Source organism: Vibrio casei (assembly GCF_002218025.2).
Classification (GTDB): Bacteria; Pseudomonadota; Gammaproteobacteria; order Enterobacterales; family Vibrionaceae; genus Vibrio; species Vibrio casei.
In genome coordinates this window covers 142,392-160,294 of the sequence record NZ_AP018682.1, presented here as the reverse complement: position 1 = coordinate 160,294, position 17,903 = coordinate 142,392, and the positions used below count along the sequence as shown (strand labels likewise).

The 17,903-nt window shown below is 40.2% G+C and carries 14 protein-coding genes and 1 pseudogene; 7 read left to right on the top strand and 8 right to left on the bottom strand.

What is annotated here, in order from left to right; all coding sequences use genetic code 11:
* Together VCASEI_RS19225 and VCASEI_RS19220 are read left to right on the top strand one after the other, a co-directional pair.
* On the top strand, positions 1-1,206 hold the full coding sequence (locus VCASEI_RS19225) for a ParA family protein (protein ID WP_089110679.1): 1,206 nt from the start codon (positions 1-3) through the stop codon (positions 1,204-1,206).
* Entirely contained in the window at positions 1,206-2,285 is a 1,080-nt protein-coding gene (locus VCASEI_RS19220) for a ParB family protein (protein WP_089110678.1), read from the top strand. Before VCASEI_RS19225 ends, VCASEI_RS19220 begins: the two co-directional genes overlap by 1 nt.
* 83 nt (positions 2,286-2,368) lie before the next feature.
* Here VCASEI_RS19220 and VCASEI_RS19215 read toward each other — a convergent pair whose 3' ends face one another.
* From VCASEI_RS19215 to VCASEI_RS19205, 3 genes and pseudogenes are all read right to left on the bottom strand, one after another.
* The gene (locus VCASEI_RS19215; RefSeq protein WP_027695149.1) at positions 2,369-2,851 is read right to left on the bottom strand and encodes a mobile mystery protein A; all 483 of its coding nucleotides are present in this window, start codon (positions 2,849-2,851) and stop codon (positions 2,369-2,371) included.
* Between the two features lie 671 nt (positions 2,852-3,522).
* A pseudogene (locus VCASEI_RS19210) lies at positions 3,523-4,929 on the bottom strand (HipA domain-containing protein).
* On the bottom strand, positions 4,922-5,257 hold the full coding sequence (locus tag VCASEI_RS19205; protein ID WP_027695148.1) for a helix-turn-helix domain-containing protein: 336 nt from the start codon (positions 5,255-5,257) through the stop codon (positions 4,922-4,924). The pseudogene VCASEI_RS19210 and the gene VCASEI_RS19205 overlap by 8 nt, the downstream one beginning before the upstream one ends.
* Before the next feature lie 783 nt (positions 5,258-6,040).
* On the opposite strand from VCASEI_RS19205, the gene VCASEI_RS19200 reads away from it, so the two are divergent.
* Positions 6,041-7,108 carry a replication initiation protein gene (locus VCASEI_RS19200; RefSeq protein WP_089110677.1) on the top strand — a complete coding sequence of 356 codons (1,068 nt, stop codon included), beginning with the start codon at positions 6,041-6,043 and terminating at the stop codon, positions 7,106-7,108.
* Between the two features lie 621 nt (positions 7,109-7,729).
* The gene (locus tag VCASEI_RS19195) at positions 7,730-8,128 is read left to right on the top strand and encodes a LexA family protein (RefSeq protein ID WP_089110676.1); all 399 of its coding nucleotides are present in this window, start codon (positions 7,730-7,732) and stop codon (positions 8,126-8,128) included.
* Between the two features lie 477 nt (positions 8,129-8,605).
* On the opposite strand, the gene VCASEI_RS19190 is transcribed toward VCASEI_RS19195, so the two are convergent.
* Positions 8,606-9,277 (bottom strand): TetR/AcrR family transcriptional regulator, encoded by a 672-nt coding sequence (locus VCASEI_RS19190; protein WP_089110675.1) that lies wholly within the window; start codon positions 9,275-9,277, stop codon positions 8,606-8,608.
* 147 nt (positions 9,278-9,424) lie between these two features.
* On the opposite strand from VCASEI_RS19190, the gene VCASEI_RS19185 reads away from it, so the two are divergent.
* The 3 genes from VCASEI_RS19185 to VCASEI_RS19175 all read left to right on the top strand — a co-directional run bounded on the left by VCASEI_RS19185 (position 9,425) and on the right by VCASEI_RS19175 (position 12,091).
* Complete coding sequence (locus VCASEI_RS19185; RefSeq protein ID WP_089110674.1) at positions 9,425-10,648, top strand: Tm-1-like ATP-binding domain-containing protein; 1,224 nt, start codon at positions 9,425-9,427, stop codon at positions 10,646-10,648.
* A 17-nt stretch (positions 10,649-10,665) separates the two neighbouring features.
* Positions 10,666-11,499: a phosphoenolpyruvate hydrolase family protein gene (locus VCASEI_RS19180; RefSeq protein ID WP_089110673.1), complete on the top strand. Its 834-nt coding sequence runs from the start codon at positions 10,666-10,668 to the stop codon at positions 11,497-11,499.
* Between the two features lie 124 nt (positions 11,500-11,623).
* Positions 11,624-12,091 carry a DUF1097 domain-containing protein gene (locus tag VCASEI_RS19175; protein WP_162621118.1) on the top strand — a complete coding sequence of 156 codons (468 nt, stop codon included), beginning with the start codon at positions 11,624-11,626 and terminating at the stop codon, positions 12,089-12,091.
* A gap of 151 nt (positions 12,092-12,242) precedes the next feature.
* Here VCASEI_RS19175 and VCASEI_RS19170 read toward each other — a convergent pair whose 3' ends face one another.
* The 4 genes from VCASEI_RS19170 to VCASEI_RS19155 are packed head-to-tail and all read right to left on the bottom strand — an operon-like array spanning position 12,243 to position 17,812.
* Entirely contained in the window at positions 12,243-12,701 is a 459-nt protein-coding gene (locus VCASEI_RS19170; protein WP_089110671.1) for a hypothetical protein, read from the bottom strand.
* Positions 12,698-14,752 carry a hypothetical protein gene (locus tag VCASEI_RS19165; RefSeq protein ID WP_089110670.1) on the bottom strand — a complete coding sequence of 685 codons (2,055 nt, stop codon included), beginning with the start codon at positions 14,750-14,752 and terminating at the stop codon, positions 12,698-12,700. Before VCASEI_RS19165 ends, VCASEI_RS19170 begins: the two co-directional genes overlap by 4 nt.
* On the bottom strand, positions 14,752-16,497 hold the full coding sequence (locus VCASEI_RS19160) for a hypothetical protein (RefSeq protein WP_089110669.1): 1,746 nt from the start codon (positions 16,495-16,497) through the stop codon (positions 14,752-14,754). Before VCASEI_RS19160 ends, VCASEI_RS19165 begins: the two co-directional genes overlap by 1 nt.
* Positions 16,490-17,812 carry a tyrosine-type recombinase/integrase gene (locus VCASEI_RS19155; protein ID WP_089110668.1) on the bottom strand — a complete coding sequence of 441 codons (1,323 nt, stop codon included), beginning with the start codon at positions 17,810-17,812 and terminating at the stop codon, positions 16,490-16,492. The genes VCASEI_RS19160 and VCASEI_RS19155 overlap by 8 nt, the downstream gene beginning before the upstream one ends.
* Positions 17,813-17,903 lie beyond the last annotated feature (91 nt).

The window sequence follows — 17,903 nt, the reverse complement described above, 5'->3', positions numbered from 1 at the left end:
ATGGATACCAATCACACCAACACCACACAAGATTTTCAGCAACTTAAAGAAGGCGCGGACCAATACATAAAGCGTCGTAACTTGCGCTTGTTGGCAAACCATCGCAAAGAATTGCGTAACTTCACACGAGCCGAAGCATCAACCTATTTAGGTATCGATGCTAAAACACTCGATAAGTATGTCGCCAGTGCAGAAATTGACCCTAGACGTCATGAAGATTCTCAATGGTCAATTGATATTGAAGAAATGTATCAAGTTCGTGCCCTACTTCCTGAATCTTTACGTAAAGAAATTAAATTCGAACGTAGTAGTAAGCAAACAGCACAAGTGATTGTTATTCAGAACCAAAAAGGTGGTGTGGGTAAAACCGTATCGGCCGCAACTATTGCATCAGGTTTAGCGACTGAATTTCATCAAGAGTACCGTGTAGGTTTAATTGATATGGATGGACAAGCCACCCTATCGATGTATTACGCACCAGAAGCGGCCCAGGAAGGCTGTTTATCCGTTGGTGATTTAATGATGCGTAACTTTGATTTAGATGAAGGTGAAACCTACGAACAGGCTGTATCGGAGGCTTTTCTACCTACCACTATACCGAACCTACGAATTTTGCCGGCATCTCAAACGGATAGAGCTATCGAAGGCTGGTTCCATGAACAAGTATTCAGTCAACAACTACCCTCCCCTTACTCTATTTTAAGCACGATCATTGATACGGTTAAAGATGAGTTCGATATCATCATCATCGATACGCCACCATCACTTGGCTATGCTACTTACAATGCCTACTATGCCGCTACCAGTGTTGTCTTTCCGCTCTCCATTACAGAAAATGACATCGATGCAACCTGTTCATACTTTAGCTACATTCCACAGGTCTGGGCATTACTGAAAAATGCCGACCATGCCGGTTATGATTTTATGAAAATATTGCTAACCAATCATAAAGACAGCTCAACCACGACCGAGCTGATGAACAGCCTTTATGATCACTTTGCACCCTATTTGTACTCAAAAGAGTTCAAAAACAGTGAAGCGATCAGACAATCATCCTCACTACTCTCAACCGTGTTTGATATGTCAAAAAGTGAGTACCCGAAAAGTAAATCTACTTTTCAAACAGCACAACAAAATAGTTACGAGGTCACAAGTCAAATTCAGCGTGACATTCTCAGCGTATGGCGTGAACAGGAGCAAGCATAATGGCGAAGAAACGCGGAGCGATCAGCCCACTAGGAAACACAGTCGGCTCTCAAGAAGCACAGCAAGGTGCCACTCAAGTGAATATAGACTCACTATCTCGCCAGCTTTCTACTGAGATTGAAAAAAGTGGTCAATCGGTAGAAGCATTTCTCGCTAAGCAGTTTGGTATTGAAGCGGTTGGCAAAAGTGTTGACTGGGAATTAGCATCAGGCCAGAAAGCAACCTTCCATGAACTCACACTGAGTTATGAGCAAGTAAAGAACAATACCTTTGTCACCTTTGATGTAAATGGCCGTGATCAGTCATTACTCACCAAAGAATCATTACAAGATCTCGATTCGATTCAATTCCAACAGTTCTACCCTGCCGTAGGTTATGAAGTTGATGGAAAAATCGATGTGCTAGATGGCTCTCGTCGTCGCGCACGTTTCCTACTGGAAGAAGGCAAGCTAGACCAATTTATAATCTTAGTAACCAAAGATGCCCTATCAACCAGTGACGCCAAAGCGTTGGCCAAACAGCTACAAACGGCCAAAGAGCACAACTTGCGTGAAATTGGTATGCAGTGCCTTGCGCTAAAAAAAGCGAAAGCTGATATTACTCAAGCCGAACTTGCCCAAGAACTAGGATTAAGCCAAGCTGGCGTCAGTAAGGCCATTAAAGCAGCAAATATTGATTCAAAGTTAGTGGCATTATTCCCTGTCACCAATGCCCTATCTCACCAGGATTATTCGCTTCTTGATAAAGTCATGAAAACCTTTAGCGATAAGGCTTCTTTAACATCATTTATCAAAACCATTGAGAAAAAACTTGTCAATATTCAGGTTGAATATTCAGTAGAAGAGCAAAAAGACGCCCTACTTTCAGCGATCAAAGCTGAGCTAAAAATAGCCGAAGCTAAGCAAGAAAGAGACAAAGCTGAAGTCACCCCATTAGCAGAGTTCGAGACCAAAGGCGTGTTTGCACGTAAGCGCGTGAAAGGCCGTAACTTCTCGTATGAGTTTGGAAGATTGCCGAAGAAGGTTCAAGATGAGTTGGATCAGGCAATAACTAAAATAATAAGTAATCACAATAATTAAGTTTAGATAATAAACTGAGACTTCATTAAAAAAGCCTCAGTTTTATTTCAATGCTCTCTCTATACTAATAATCATTACTTTTATTAAGACTTCCACAGCGCCCGACCACCTGATTGTTTTATTTCATCAGCCAATAACCTAATCATTTCATTTTGTTTTTCAGGACTTAGTTGCTGCATTTCCAAAAACATATGTTGATTAGTAATATCAACTAAATTTTTCGCCAAATCATAAGCTCGTTCTTCTATGGTTTGTTCCACTGTTTGTTTCGGTACAATGGCATAGAGCAACTCAGAATCTACGCCTGATGCTAACTGCTTTAATTGATTTATTGTTATGCTGCCGTCTGCTTCTTTTCGTTCAAGAATCGAAATTTTATTACGAGATATACCTAACCTAGCCCCTAGTTGAGCTCCTGACATATCTAGTGCTTCACGAATAGTGCGAACCCAACCTTGTTTGGGCATTGTCGGCAACCTTAAGCCAATTAAACTATTCACTTTTTCCTTTAACTGCTTAATTGCAATGGATTTTACGAAATACTGAGAATGTAGATGTTTAGCCATAATTAATATCTAATCTAGAGGAACACAGTAACATCGTATCACTATACTGATACGCTTTCTTATTTAAGTATCGATTTTTTGATACTTTACGTTTAACTCTTGTCAATATTCAGCCTGAATAATGATAAATATTCACTCTCTTTTAGAATGAGAGATAAACATAGCTTTATGTGTCTAGCCCCCTACTTCAAGTAGAAGCTGAGCTTGTTCTCGGTGCTACGTGGAAAACCATGAGTATTGAGGAAGGAATATGTGGTGAAATAGGAAAACCAACCTGTTCCAACTATGTTAATCGACGAAGAAAAATTCTACTTTAATACCATTAAGAAAAATCAAACCGTCAATTTGGGGTATCAACAAACTCATGTGTCTGTTGTAAGTTGCTCTTCTCAACAGCTCAATCATTTGTCATGTCTTTTTCATTTTGGGAATCTATTTTTTGTACCCGCTCAAGAATAAACTAATTTATGTGAATGAATCGAATTGCTCCCCTACCATCCACTATTTCAGCCTAATATCCAGATTTTCACAACAATACATAACTATCATAGCCAAATTAAAGCATTAGTTGTGTCATGAACAATAACAAAATGATGCATCTTCATGTCACTTTCCTTGTCAATATTCAGCCTGAATAATGACAAATAATCTAGGTTTCGTTGAAGTTACCATTAAAGAAGTTCGCTCATTTCTGGCACACTGCCGGCTTGCGCTAGCAAGTATTCACATTCTGTTTGGATGAGTGATACACATAGTTCTATGTGTTCACGCTCTCTATCATCAATTCCTTGAGCTTCGGTAAGTCCAATTGTTTCTTTCAGGGCATTCTTTATAGCACTAACGGTTTCTACCATTATGGAAGCCATTTTTGTGCCTGAGTAGCCCAGCAGAGCGCCGAACTCAGCTAAATCATAGCTGGTTATAGGGGATTGAAAGTTACCTTTCGGCGGATTTTGAAAGTCTTCACTATCCCAATCACCAATCGACATGGCAAAATATTGAGGAATACTGGCGGCACGCCCATCATGACTAGACAATTTACCGCTTCGTGAGTTGTGCTTTGCTCCCTCTTGAGCGATAGCTTCTATGTTTACTAAATCATAAAAAGGGGCCAGTTCAAGACCTTTAGGGATCACGAAAAAGCTAATATTTTTACCATGAGCATCGTAGTTTAGCGTTGCTAGATTAAAGAGCATCCATTGGGTAAGCTTTAGGTTAGTGATTACCGTGTCTATGGTTTTGACGTTAAGTAGACGTGGGAAAGAAACGCCATCACGCATATATACGCCATCGCCTTCATCCCCATTCTGACGCTCGTATTTGTAACCAGGAGGTAAGTCAGTCGCCTGACAACCATCAATCACATGTTTTCGTTGAACGACATCACGATCTTCGATATAGGAACGATCGAACCTCTCTATTATCAGTGTCCTAGTCATCCCTATACGAGTTAACTCAACATTAGCGGCATCCAAACCTGCTAGCTTGGCTAATGTCATACAGAAGAACTCATTAACAGCAATGCACGGTGCTTTACCGCTTTCAAACTTCAGAATGTAGTCTGAAGTTAATTTGCCTTCACCAAACCCCCACTCATTACCGCGCTAAAGTAGGTTTAACTTGTTTTGAACTCCAGCAACCGAAAGGCGAACCTTGCCGTCCCAATATACTAGTTGCGCTAGATTTCGCTCTAGTTGTTCTATTAGCTCATCATCAGGTACAGGTCTAAAGCTGGTATTCTGAGGCTCTGAGCCTGGAGCTCGAAAAGATAATACGCCTGATGTTTCCGCACCAAGCTTACGAATCAGTCCGAACGTATTGCTTTTGGAGATAGTAGTGTTTTGTATCATCTCCTCAAAAGCTTCACCTTCAGGAAGGAGATTTCTGAGATAGTTTTCGATACTACGTGGTGAAGCCTGATCATCGAAAGGGATATGTGGAGAAATCGGGAAACCAATGTGTTTCCATTCATTTTCATAGATGGATGAGAACTCTGCTTCTGTTCCGACAGGAAGAATCAAACGACCAATCTTGGTATTCGTACCGATAAACACGTCTAACTGTTGTAACTTACTCATACCAACCGTCCTCATTGCTTCGCACACTGTTTTCATCTTGGGAGATTATTTGGCTCTGTGGACGAATAAATAGGTTCAAGTCGACAAGGCGTAACGACAGCCCTAAGATATCCATGAGGACGAGTATATTGGCAAAGGTGACACTGGTATCGCCTTTTTCTACCTTCATGACAGTTCTACGAGATAAATTGGCTTTTAAAGCGAGATCATCAATACGCCAACCTTTATCGGTGCGCTTTGAGCGAATGGCGCTCCCCAGCGCTTCCATACTGAACTCGGTATTCAAATCAGGCATAGGTTGTGCCTTTACCATCTTACCTTTTTTCATAAGTGCCTTTTAATGTACTTTTATAACTGTTAGGTTCCTCTTTTATTATAAGTTCACTATAATTCACTTTTATGATGACTATCTAAAAAATTAACTATAAGTGCAATATAAGTTACTTATAGTTGGTTTACTAGCTCAATAGTCAGATCAGTTTGAGGATCAACGACGCCGTTATATGACTATCCGTTATCATCTGACAGGCATACCTAGTCTATGACTTTTTTATAGCATTATCATTCCCCATGATTTCGCACGCATGAGTGTTGTAATACCTCAGGCTGAATTTGCCGCTTGTTAGTCCTTTATATTTGGACGTTGCTGTCTCGAATATTGAACGATAGTGATAACAAGATTGGACGCTTCACTAAGCAACTTATCAATACCTTTAATTATTTATCAATTAATAAAGCTACTGACTCAATTCTGTCAAAACCTAATTTGGTTCACTATGATTCTTTATACCTCTCAGGCAGTTGCTTCAAAGCTATTCAACGTTACTACTACCGGGTTCACAAATAATCATCGAATTAAAAATAGTATACAAATTTACTTAAGGAGTAGGGTAGGGACGATAGATTCCAATGAGTCTCCTTCTTCCTTTAAAACAGTAGCTAACCAAACACACACCACTTTAAAGGTTAACTCCTGTTTACATCGAATATTTTTGTCAATATTCAGCCTGAATAATCCAGGTGATAGAGATACCAACTAGATAACAAAATCTAGGTGTCACTACCTAAATTCTGTTATTATCACCTAAATTCTGTCATTTGGATTATTAGAATGGAAGATCAGTCTTTATATTACCCAGTCGTCAGCGACAAGCTCCCAAAACACATAAAGAAAGGACATCAACTTGTATTTAGTAGACAAGACTTGTCTGCGCGAGAAGCTGACCTTTTTGCTCTTATGATTGCCAATATGAAAGTAACCGACTGGGATCAAAACACCCCCCATTATGAATTCACATCACATCAACTTTCTGAATGGCTAGGTATTAACTCCAAACATATTGGCAGTAACTTAAGCCCAGTGGCCAATCGACTTGCCAGCCATAAAGTTGGGATAAAAATAGAGACGAGTAGGGGAGAGGTAGAATTTGATTACCGCCCTTTGTTCAAAAATATAAAATACAAAAACGGCGTGTTAACAATGGTGCCGAACGATATGCTTAAAGCCGAGTACATTGAGTACAATCAAGGGTTTGCGCTTATCAATACACATAACTTTCTTGATCTTAATAAAGAATACTCAAAGCGACTTTATGAATTATTAAGCCGCTTTAAAGACCAGGGTTTTGAAATGCACCCTCAAAAACTGAATGATTTGAAAGGTGTTTTTGGCTTACTTGATGAAGCAGGAAAACTTAAAAAAGATAAAAGCTCATTTAAAAACAACAGTGTGTTCATGAAACGTTGTATTCGTAACAGTATTGAAGAACTTTCTAAACACCCAACAATTAGAAAAGAGCTTTTATTTTTAGAAAGTAGCAATGGCGATAAAGGCTTTGAACTTATCAAGAAGGGGAATCGTATCGTAGAGATAAAGTTCTTATTCCGTTGGCTTAAACAAGGTAACGTTGAAGAGCTCAATCTACATGATGCTAAAAACACGATTCAAGTGCTTGAACTAAAGCGCTTACAGCATAAAGAACGCCTATCAGATGAAGAACTAATCAAACTGTCAATGGCATACCGATACTTAGGAAAAGATGAGTATGCAGATAAAGTGGATCAAAGCTTAGCAAAACGCCAAGCAATCATAGAGCCACAGCAAGAAGAAGTGGAAGTGGACTCCGTTTTAGAAAAAATTAATACTCTCATTGAGATAAACGACAACCCAGATTACTGAGACCTAGGTTACACTTTTTAGGTGTATATACCTAAATTATGTTATCTACTCACTAAAAAAGTTGCATTCATAACACTTTTTAGGTCAACAAAACGGATCTTAGGTTTACCAGCTAAGATCTAAGCAAACAAATAACATAATTTAGGTAAAAGGTAACAAAAAATGGTTTTGTCATTAGCAAAACCATTAATTACCTAAATTGTGTCATCTAAATACCTAATAAATGATCACAAACACCTAAAAAGTGTTATCAACATACCTAAATTAAGATCAAAGAAGCCTACTATGTGATCATCAATACCTAAAATATGTGATCAACCCACCTAAAAAGTGATCACAAAACCCATTTAATTTATTTTAAAACAATAACTTACCGTACCTATAGTTTTTATAGATCACATAGATATTATAGTTTTAATAGTATTAAATAGATCTTATAGCTGATGTGGATAAGTGGACAATCTTCGATTGACGCACTTCACCACATCATTTCAAATTTTCTTATCTTTCATTTATTTAATGATAGCCTTGTAATGAGAAATTAGTTTCTCCTTGCGTTTTCTAACAATATCCCTAAAAATAACACTGTGTTTTTGTACAGTATTATTTTTAGGTGTTTCTATGAAAGTCACTCCAATTTCTGTCAGTGCCGGTATAACTGGTTTTGAATCTCCAGCCTCGGAATACTCTCAACTAGGGTTAGATCTTGATGCACTTTTAATTAAGCACCCACATGCAACATTTTTTAGTCGCGTCTCTGGAGAATCTATGCGTGATGATGGCATTTTTGATGATGATATTTTAATCGTCGATAGGGCAGTTAATGTGGTTAATAACAGTATTATTGTAGCTAACTTTAATGGCGAGTTCGTGTGCAAGCGAATCAATACTCAACGAGGGTTATTGTTGTCATCCAATGAAGATTATGCGCCTATTTCGATTCATGATTTAGATGCGTTTTCTGTTGAGGGGGTAGTCATTTGCTCTCTACGCTGTCACCTACCTGTATCTTGGTGCTAAATGTTTGCGTTAGTCGATGCCAATGCGTTACCGCGACAGGTCGATTCTGAAATAAATCTGGAAAGGTATGTGTGATAAGGCTTCTCAGCCTTTTCCAGAAAAACAGTAGTTTTTGACTATTTTTCCTAACATTCGAGTTTTTAGAATACCAATTTCCAGATAATTTGTCACTCCAAAAGGCGAGGCTCAAGGTGTGGTGAGCTGATGAATAGCGCCACCAAACTCATTTATGCCCCAAAACGAGTTAAATACTCGAATCATTTTCTTTGTTTTTCTGTACATGCGCTTATGAATAGATATATGCCTGGTTGGACACAGCCAAGGCTGTTTATAGCTACTCATAAGCGTATTTAATACAGGTTATTCCAATACGCATTATGTCTTGGTTTACAATGAATAAAGCTTTTCTCTTTCATTTGCTTAACTCATGTGCAGATTGGTAACTCAAGCAACCTTCCTATCTAAGTTACATAAACTTTAATCATTCTTGTTTTTGAAATCAGCTTCAGCCTGATTAATTAATGCCTTAGCCATCCACTGCGTAACATCTTGGATACCATCCAATTCAAGATGCCATATATCCTTCAGAACCATAAAAATTTCAGATCCATAGACAAGAGATAAAGCATATTGCAATCGTTGGAAATCTTTCTCTGATAATGAATTAGCTAAAGGTGCCGTAGCTAATGCCAATAATTTTTTCCGATGTCCCCTTATCAGTAGTTCATTATCTTCTAATTTATTTGCTCGCTCAGCAGCCCATTGCTGTAAAGATACTTGAAGCGTTGCTCTTAGAGCGCCTTCATGTTGCAACATCTGTGGATACGCAAACTCTAATAATTCAACAACCCGTTTTGTCGCTGTTTGCTCTTTGGGTTGCCACGCCAGAATAGGGCCAAGACTTTCATCAACAACAGCAGATACTAGAGCACTTTGAGTTGGGAAATAGCGATAGGCTGTAGCTCTTCCTACACCAGCTGCATTAGCTAATTCAGTTATCGATGGGAACCATCCATCTTCCAGCATACGTAATGCAGTAGAAAGCAATAAATTCCATGTTCGAGCTTTAGCCCCTGTTAGCTGAGTTTCGTGTGGTACTGATGCACGGGATTTTGAGATCCCATTCTCATTTTGATACTTTTGTCTCATTTTGTCGTAGTACTCCTGTCTAATCGAGCTTAATATAGCAATTAATACGGCGGCTCAGAAGTTCAGTACGATAATAAATATCGCAATGAGTCGAGGATACCTGATGCACTCAGTATCCATGTGTATTCACCGACAACAGGGAATTCTATGAAAACGAAAAATCGTAGTATTTACATTGCCACTACGCTGGATACTAAGGGAGCTGAAGTTCAGTTCGTTAAAGACCTTATTCAGCAAAAAGGACTGCATCCAGTCACTGTAGATCTCTCCACAAAACCGTCAAATGAAGATCGTGGGGCAGATATTAACGCAAGGACGGTTGCTGAGTTTCACCCAGAAGGTGCTGGAGCTGTGTTCTGTGGCGATCGTGGTAAAGCTATTACTGCCATGTCTGTCGCATTTGAGCGCTTCGTTCTTAATTGTGATGATATCGCTGCACTATTGGGATTAGGTGGTTCTGGTGGTACTGCGTTGATCACGCCAGCAATGCAAGCTTTACCAATTGGGCTTCCAAAACTGATGGTTTCAACTATGGCATCTGGTGATATATCTGGTTACATAGGTGCCAGTGACATTGCCATGATGTATTCAGTCACTGACGTTGCCGGTTTGAATCGAATCTCGCGTCGCGTGCTAGCGAATGCAGCCAATGCCATCACTGGACAGGTATATTTTTCATCAGAAGAGGCTGCTAATAACACAGAAGCAGATAAGCCATCCCTTGGTTTAACTATGTTTGGTGTCACAACACCTTGCATCAAGGAGGTGACAGCTCTACTAGATAAAGACTTTGATTGTTTGGTGTTTCATGCCACAGGCAGTGGTGGCCGAGCAATGGAAAAACTGGCTGATAGTAAACTCCTCAATGGACTTCTTGATCTGACTACAACAGAAGTCTGTGATTATTTATTTGATGGTGTATTAGCTTGCACAGAAGACCGTTTCGGTGCCGTTATACGTTCAAAAATTCCCTATGTGGGCTCTTGCGGTGCCCTAGATATGGTCAATTTTGCTCATATTGATACTGTGCCGCAAAAGTATGCAAACCGTCTTTTCTATAAACATAACGCGCAAGTCACTTTGATGCGTACAACTGCAAACGAATGCGCTGAAATGGGGCGTTGGATTGGTAATAAATTAAATCAATGCGACGGTGAGGTTCGTTTCTTGATCCCTGAAGGTGGTGTGTCAGTACTCGATACACCAGAGCAGGCATTCTGGGATCCAGAAGCTGATACAGCCTTATTCAACGCACTTGAAGCAACAGTCATCCAAACTGAAAAACGTCGCCTAATTAAACTTCCTTACAACATTAATGATCCTCTTTTTGCACAAGCTGCGGTTAAAGAGTTTCTGTCTATTTATCGTTAATTGATCTGGAGATAACTATGTCTATTCAAACTATTCGTCAGGAAATTCTGAACAAATTTCGAGCTATGATTGCTCGTGGTGAACCAATCATTGGCGGCGGAGCTGGAACAGGCTTATCAGCTAAGTGTGAAGAAGCCGGTGGCATTGATTTGATTGTGATTTACAACTCAGGCCGTTATCGGATGGCAGGTCGGGGTTCGCTGGCTGGGCTTTTGGCATATGGTAATGCCAACGATATCGTGATGGATATGGCGAAAGAAGTGTTGCCTGTTGTGAAACACACGCCTGTATTGGCTGGTGTAAACGGAACAGACCCATTTTGCCAAATGGATAAATTTTTAGATGACGTCATTGCGACCGGTTTTTCCGGTGTACAGAATTTTCCAACAGTAGGTTTGATTGATGGAAATTTCCGGGCCAATCTGGAAGAAACAGGAATGGGCTATAGTATTGAAGTCGATATGATCAGTAAAGCGCATCAAAAAGGCTTATTAACCACACCTTATGTATTCAGCAAAGAAGATGCAATTGCAATGGCAAAAGCCGGTGCAGATATTATTGTTCCGCATATGGGATTGACTACTGGCGGTAACATTGGTGCAGAAACTGCTTTGACACTGGCTGGTTGCGTTCCTTTAATCAATGAGTGGGCAAAAGCTGCTAAAGCGGTTCGTGATGATGTGATTGTTTTATGTCATGGCGGCCCAATCGCTACACCAGAAGATGCTCAATTCATTATGGAAAACTGTCCTGAATGTCATGGGTTTTACGGTGCGAGTTCAATGGAACGATTACCAACAGAAGTCGCACTGATTAAAACTACTCGTGAGTTTAAACAGATCAAGCGCTAATAAACATATGCCCTCAGTATGGGGGCTTATTAAAAACCTCAAGTGATGTTGTTAATTGTGGCCTGAATTATTCACTGGCAGGGATTGTATTGGCCAAAAACAATCATCCAAAGGAATGAGTAATATGAATATTCTTGTCGCAATTGGTATTAGTGTTGGTATTCTGGCTGGAGTATGGGCTGGTAGCAGCGCTTATTTACAATTTATAACATTCGCCGGGTTTTTATCTTGGGCTAGTTTTTATGCCGCCGGAGGTGAACTAAAAGGCCTAAAAGATTCTTTAATTACAAATAGTAGCGGTGTTTTATGGGGGTTTATCATTGCAACCATGGCGGGATATATTTCACCCTTTTTAGGCAATTATGCCGGGCTCGCAATTGCTGTCGGCATTGGTGCTGCCGCAATGGTTTGGCAGGCACGATTCCCACTATTTGGTTTTATACCAGGAACATTTATTGGTTGTTCAACTTATTTCGCTACTAATTTTGATATCAAAGGAAGTTTAATTGGCTTAGTGCTAGGTGCTTTACTCGGTTATTTGTCTCAGAAAGGCGGGCAATTGATTGGAAAAAAAGAACAAGTAAATAATTGATGATTAAAACACCCTCAATGATGATTGAGGGTGTTTTAAAGCGCAAATTAACACCAAGCTTGGTTATGTCCAAAAGTGAGCTAGGGAAGAAGTGGCAGTCGTGTGGAGTGTTTGGTCGCCCACATCAATATATCAGTGAGCTACTGGTGGATTACTTGATTGGCACGACCTGACTTCTTTTCAGCCTAGAAAGCTCCTCCCGAAGCTCTGCATTTTCATGCTCCAACTCATCCACACGAGTTAATGCCTGAACCAGCTTATCATTCAAGTGATGCTGCGCAGCCGCAAATAAGGCTAACTTCTCTCGCTCCGTCTCATACTTAGCCTTGTAGTTATCCTTGATACGCTTTTGCTCTTTGAGCTTAGTGCGCACGGTCTGGATCTCTGGCCGGATTACTTCACCGTTGCCTGCCGCGATTTCAGCTTTAGTCTGTTTAACCTTATCAACAAACTCGGGGTAGTAATAGCCACTGCCGTTGCCCAGATTCGCTTCCTCCTCAACAGCGCGTACACTGAGCTTGCGATGGGCAGGGATACGCTTAGGTTTATCCTGTTTAATACGTTCTAGAGCCGCTTCAAGCGCTAGTAATGTGTTTTCGCTCTTACTCATGAGTTCGCTACCTTTAAGTCAGGTTCGAAAGGAGTAAATGGCAGTTCAAAATCAGCCATAACTATCTCTGCTGCTCTTACTTGGGTGATGTAGTGGCTACGCTCACTCACCGAAATATCTTCGTCGGATTCCATGTAAGCAACCAAACTGTTGTGCTTTTTCTGCCACCACCGAGCTTGTTCTTCGTCAATGATGCTGCTGCCTGAGCCGCAATCGACACAGAATTGAGGCATGACAACACCATCCATATCGCAGTTGTATCCATTTTTACAGTAGCTATGAGTCGTGCCATGAAGGGTGAGCTTATCATCCTTGACGGCCTTGTAGATGACATCCCACGAACTGTAGATGGTTGGGACATCTCCTCGCATTTGCATGATCGCTTTGCCATGTGATCCTGATAATTTATCACTAGAATGCCACTGTTTGAAGATTTTATTTGCCGTGGTTTCAGCGTTAATGTCCTCAAGCATGGATTGGATATTTTCATCCACAACAAGGCTTCGATAACTGGCTAGCTTGCCACCGTTGGTGTACCACTCGGTCATAGCAAGATACAGGTGCTTGAACTGCTGCTTGAGAGCGACCATTGTGCTAAAACGGTTCTTAATGCAATAGAATGCCAAAGAGCGTCTAAATTGGTGTGGGGCCATGTGCCAAGGCTTACCGACTAGGACATGCTTTTTAACCCTCCCATGTGATTGAGGGTTAGAATCTAGGCATTCTTGGTGATCTTCCTCTGTCACAATAAAATTGAATTGCTTGCAGAACAGCTGAAGACGTACATTCCAGTATGAGATTAATGTGGGTGGTTTAGAGCGAACTGATTGGTTAACCCAAAGAGTGTTTGTGTACTTTTTATCTGGATAGGTCACTTCTTGTCGCAACCTTTCAGTTAGCGTTGTCATGAGTTCAATCGCGATCTTAGATGAACTGGCTGTTACCCATGTTTCTCGTTTTTCACCCAACTTAAAGGTGTGTGATTGGAGCATATGATACTCACGACCTTCAAAAGTATCCTTGTAATAGCTATTTGGCGTGAGCTTATCTAACTCTGAATCACGCATACCACTAAAACCGCCACACACGATGTAGCTTGCATTGATTAACTGCCCTAGATATCGCTGAAATTCCGAGCTATTGGCAAGTGGTATGTTCGGCAGTTTTTGTGCAAGAGGCGAAATAATATCACTTGGGTTTCGAGGTTTGTTGTCACGTATATAAGCGGCACGTATATTTTTATCTATTTCGCCATTAGCCAAGATAAAGGGGAAGCTTTCACCACTTGCCACCTTTTCACTGAGACGTCGATCACCTTCACGGTAGTTCTCTTGAAGTTCACTCTCGACTTGAGCAATTAGCTTCCTATTAGGGTGTGCTTCCTCAATCAGTTCAATCGCTTTACCATAAATGGCATCGCACAAACGCTCTGGAATGGTCAGTGTTTGTTGTGCCTCTAACTGAATTAACCTTCTAGCAACAACGTCAGGCTTTAAAGGTCCAAGAAACTCATGCTTAACCTTATGCCATGCTGAATCTCTAATGATTGAATTGATAGAGGCAACACATGTCCTTATTGAAGATTGAGAGTATTGTTTTTCAACCAAATCCCCTTCAAAGTTAGTCCAATTTGATGATTTCGAAAGAGCGCGTATAGAATCAAAGCCTTGCTCTACCAAATGACTGTAAGGCATGTTCGTATATATGAGCCTTGAAAATATACTACTAAACTTCAAAGCCTTACGCTGTTTTGGACCTTTATTGAATAACCAACCGTAGGTAAAAAGTTTCAACTCTCGCTGTAAGTCTTTATTGTTATTGAATTGATTGAAATTAAGAGTGTTCTTATGCTTCCTTTTGTTTCGTGAAAACGCAAAGCAATACCAAGCGCTATCACCGAAGTAGGCTGTTACCTTGCCTGATTCATCCTTGCAGACCACAACCTTATCAAGCTCATCAAAACGTTCTTCATGATAGAGCGTGACCACATCGGCTTCTTCTACTTTATGTTGCTCTGGGAAGTTATCTAAATATAAGTGCTGAACTGGCATTACACGCTCTCCTGTTGACGATTAGGAATTAAGAAAAGAATGGATTCAGGCTCATTCCACACTGGGTGAAGCCCTTCATCATTCAGTTTTTCTTCAGCTTGTTTTAAGATTTTAGAATTGATATCGGGAAGAATTTTAGAATCTATAAACACTATAACTTGTTCAAAATTCTTGCGGTAATGGTGAGCATCCAAATGTAGGTACAGCGACTCTTCAATGCACGCCCTAAATGACAGCAAGCACCAAATATCCGCAACGGATTGAACGATGACTTGATAAGGACAACCAAAACACGCCAATAAATCCGCACAAGCCAATCGCTCTCCATCCTTGGCTAGCCCTTGCTTCAGCGCCTTTTTGGTGTGCTTTTCTGACTTACTACCAAAGGGGTCACTACAACTGCCACCATTAGATGTGCGGCTGAGATTTGGTATTTCAATCGCATTCTCTTTTTCAATCACAAGCACATCAATACCAAGGTTTTCTTGTGCTTCCTTGGGTGATACGCCTTGTTTTATTTGTTCTTCACGAATGGCGAAAGAGTCTTGCAGCATCCCATTGTTACTGTGTTTATTACCTTCACTGTAACTCTTTTTTCGAGTGTTGGATGTATTCCCAAGCATGATGTTATTTACTATTTCACCCTGATGATAAGCGGTTAATCGTGCGCCTGTTTCACGAAAACGACTTACCATAGGACGTAATCGTCGCCCCGTTTGATCGTTGAAAGTGAAGTACCTTTCCACCCAACGTGCAAGGAAAGTATTTAAGGTATTCCTTTTGACAGGCTGTACTTTTTTCATGACAATAGTTTGCAGTAGTAGGGCATCTTCCCCAGTAGAAATTAATCGTGAAGCCTCAAGTAACTTATCAAAAAAGTCCATCGAATATTTTGGGATTTCTAGTTCGTGTTCACCCATTTCAATGCGAATGGTTTTAAACGCTCTTCGTTTAAATGCTGGCATCGTATACCATACCTCACCAATGGTGGTTGAAGCATTCTCTGGTTGCTTTAACTTGAACAAATCACTTGTGTTTGCATAGGTGTAATACCCCATTAGATATGTAGCAGCAGACATCATCTTAGAGGTAGCTGCACATAATTTGTATTCACATCCTTTCCAGTGAAAGGTCATGGTTGGTATGTTCCGATACGCCTGAATATGTTTCTCAGGATTATCTATAAACTGTTGATGCGTTTGCTTAAATAGTGCCCTCAAAAAGGGGAGTATTTGCTTTAAGTCACTTCGAGTGTAGGCTTCAAAAGGTTCGGTATCATGATTATATCGCGTAACAATATTATCAAAGTACGAGTGGGGTAAATCTAGATATTGAGTAAAGATGACCTGTAATAATGCATGGCTTGTTCTATAGGTTGAGTTTTTGATTTGCCCTAGCATGACACGCTCATCTTCAAAATTCATATAGCCTTCGATTGATGATTGAGTAAAGGTTTCAACATCCCTCTTGTCACACCACCGAATGTATTGAGATAACTTTACGAAATAGCCGTATAGCTTTTCGTGGCTCCCACCTTCCTCGATAATTTCGTCATATCGAGCTTTTATTTGATGAATAAAGTCTTTCCTATCGGCATCTTTAAACTTTTTACTTTTCTTTAAATCTTCAGTAGATGGAAGGTTTTTTATCAATAAACGATTAAAATCAACTAGTTTTTTACCCTCTATCGTCAACTGAATACACAAGTCGGGATTCCACTTAGGACGGTGCGTGACATTACTCATTCTCAGCCTCCAAAGCTTCATGCATGATGCTGTCTAATATGCCAAATTTCACCTTGAAGGCTTCTTTACGTTTGAGGTAGCGCAAATATTTCCAAGTAGTTGATTCGTTTTTATGTCCCATCCACCCCATGAGTAGCTCCATGCATTCCGCGACAGGTAAACCAGCTTCAAGAAGGTCATTAAGGCGATATGTGCCATACGTTGAACGAAAATCGTGAAAACGATGTTCAAAAGGTGGGGGCGTTTGTTTGATTTTCGCTCTTAGCTCCCCCCACCTAGCTTCAATGGACTTAGGTGATACAGGGTTGCCTTGCTCACTCACAAACAAGGGTTCATGATTTAAGCAAAACTCTAGTGCTTCAACGGTTTCGTAGCTTAATCCCTTTGCTGATTCTTCTAGGTTATCGAGTTTGGTATTTAGCTTGATAACTCGTTTCAAACGTCGCTCAGAAGTACGATAAACGTCTAGTTTATCGAGCAAAGTCTTCGATATTTCAATCGTCCTCTCTTTGCTGTATTTCGTTTGAACACCATTTCGTTGAGGTGAAACCGCTATCTCATAACGATGCACAGATTCAGCAAGTGGTTGTGCAATATCGATAGCATCAAGTGTTAGTGTGGCGACCTCTTGAATTCGAAGTCCAGTATCAATGGAGATTAAAATTTGAAGCCCTAGTTCTTCGGATGCTACAGGTAGATAGGTGGTCAGTGTCGATAACGCATCCTGACTTAATGGTGTTAAGGGGCGAATGTTTTTGCTGTCACTGTCTCGTGGTACTTTGATTCTTAAATCACTGGTTTCAATGATGAAGCTTGGAGCAATATGAGCCAGCATATCGGTTCGCTTAATAGATACGAACTCCATTCTAAAGGGCGCTTCTTTTTCATTTTTAATCTTTAGATAACCATCATGCATCAACCACTTATAGTAATTAACGACTTGGTTCATACGTACACTTGCTGTGGAATGAGCAAGCTCTCCCTTTTTTATTAACTTCAATAAATGGGATCGAAATAAGTAAGTTGGCTTTAAACGCTTAACTGGTGGGAACATATCCCATTGAAGGTTTTTATCCTCAAGAAATTGATAGTAGTCCTTTAAAGCTTGAGCGCAGGGTTGTAAGTCTATCGTTTGCTTGATTGCCTTTTGATAGAAGAAGTAGCTATTGGCTTGGTGATTAAATTCACCATGTTCAGAATAAAGCGTTGGCAGTGAACCAATGTTATCAGTGGTAGGTGTAACAGAACATTGCCCATTACTTATAGAGAGATTTGTTTCTTTAAAAACATCACTAGATCTGATTAAAAACGCCATAAAATCCTCATGGAAAACACTGGCCATACATACAGTGTAGCCATCAATGAATTATTTCCCAGATTTATTTATGTGTGTAAGATGCTTTTCC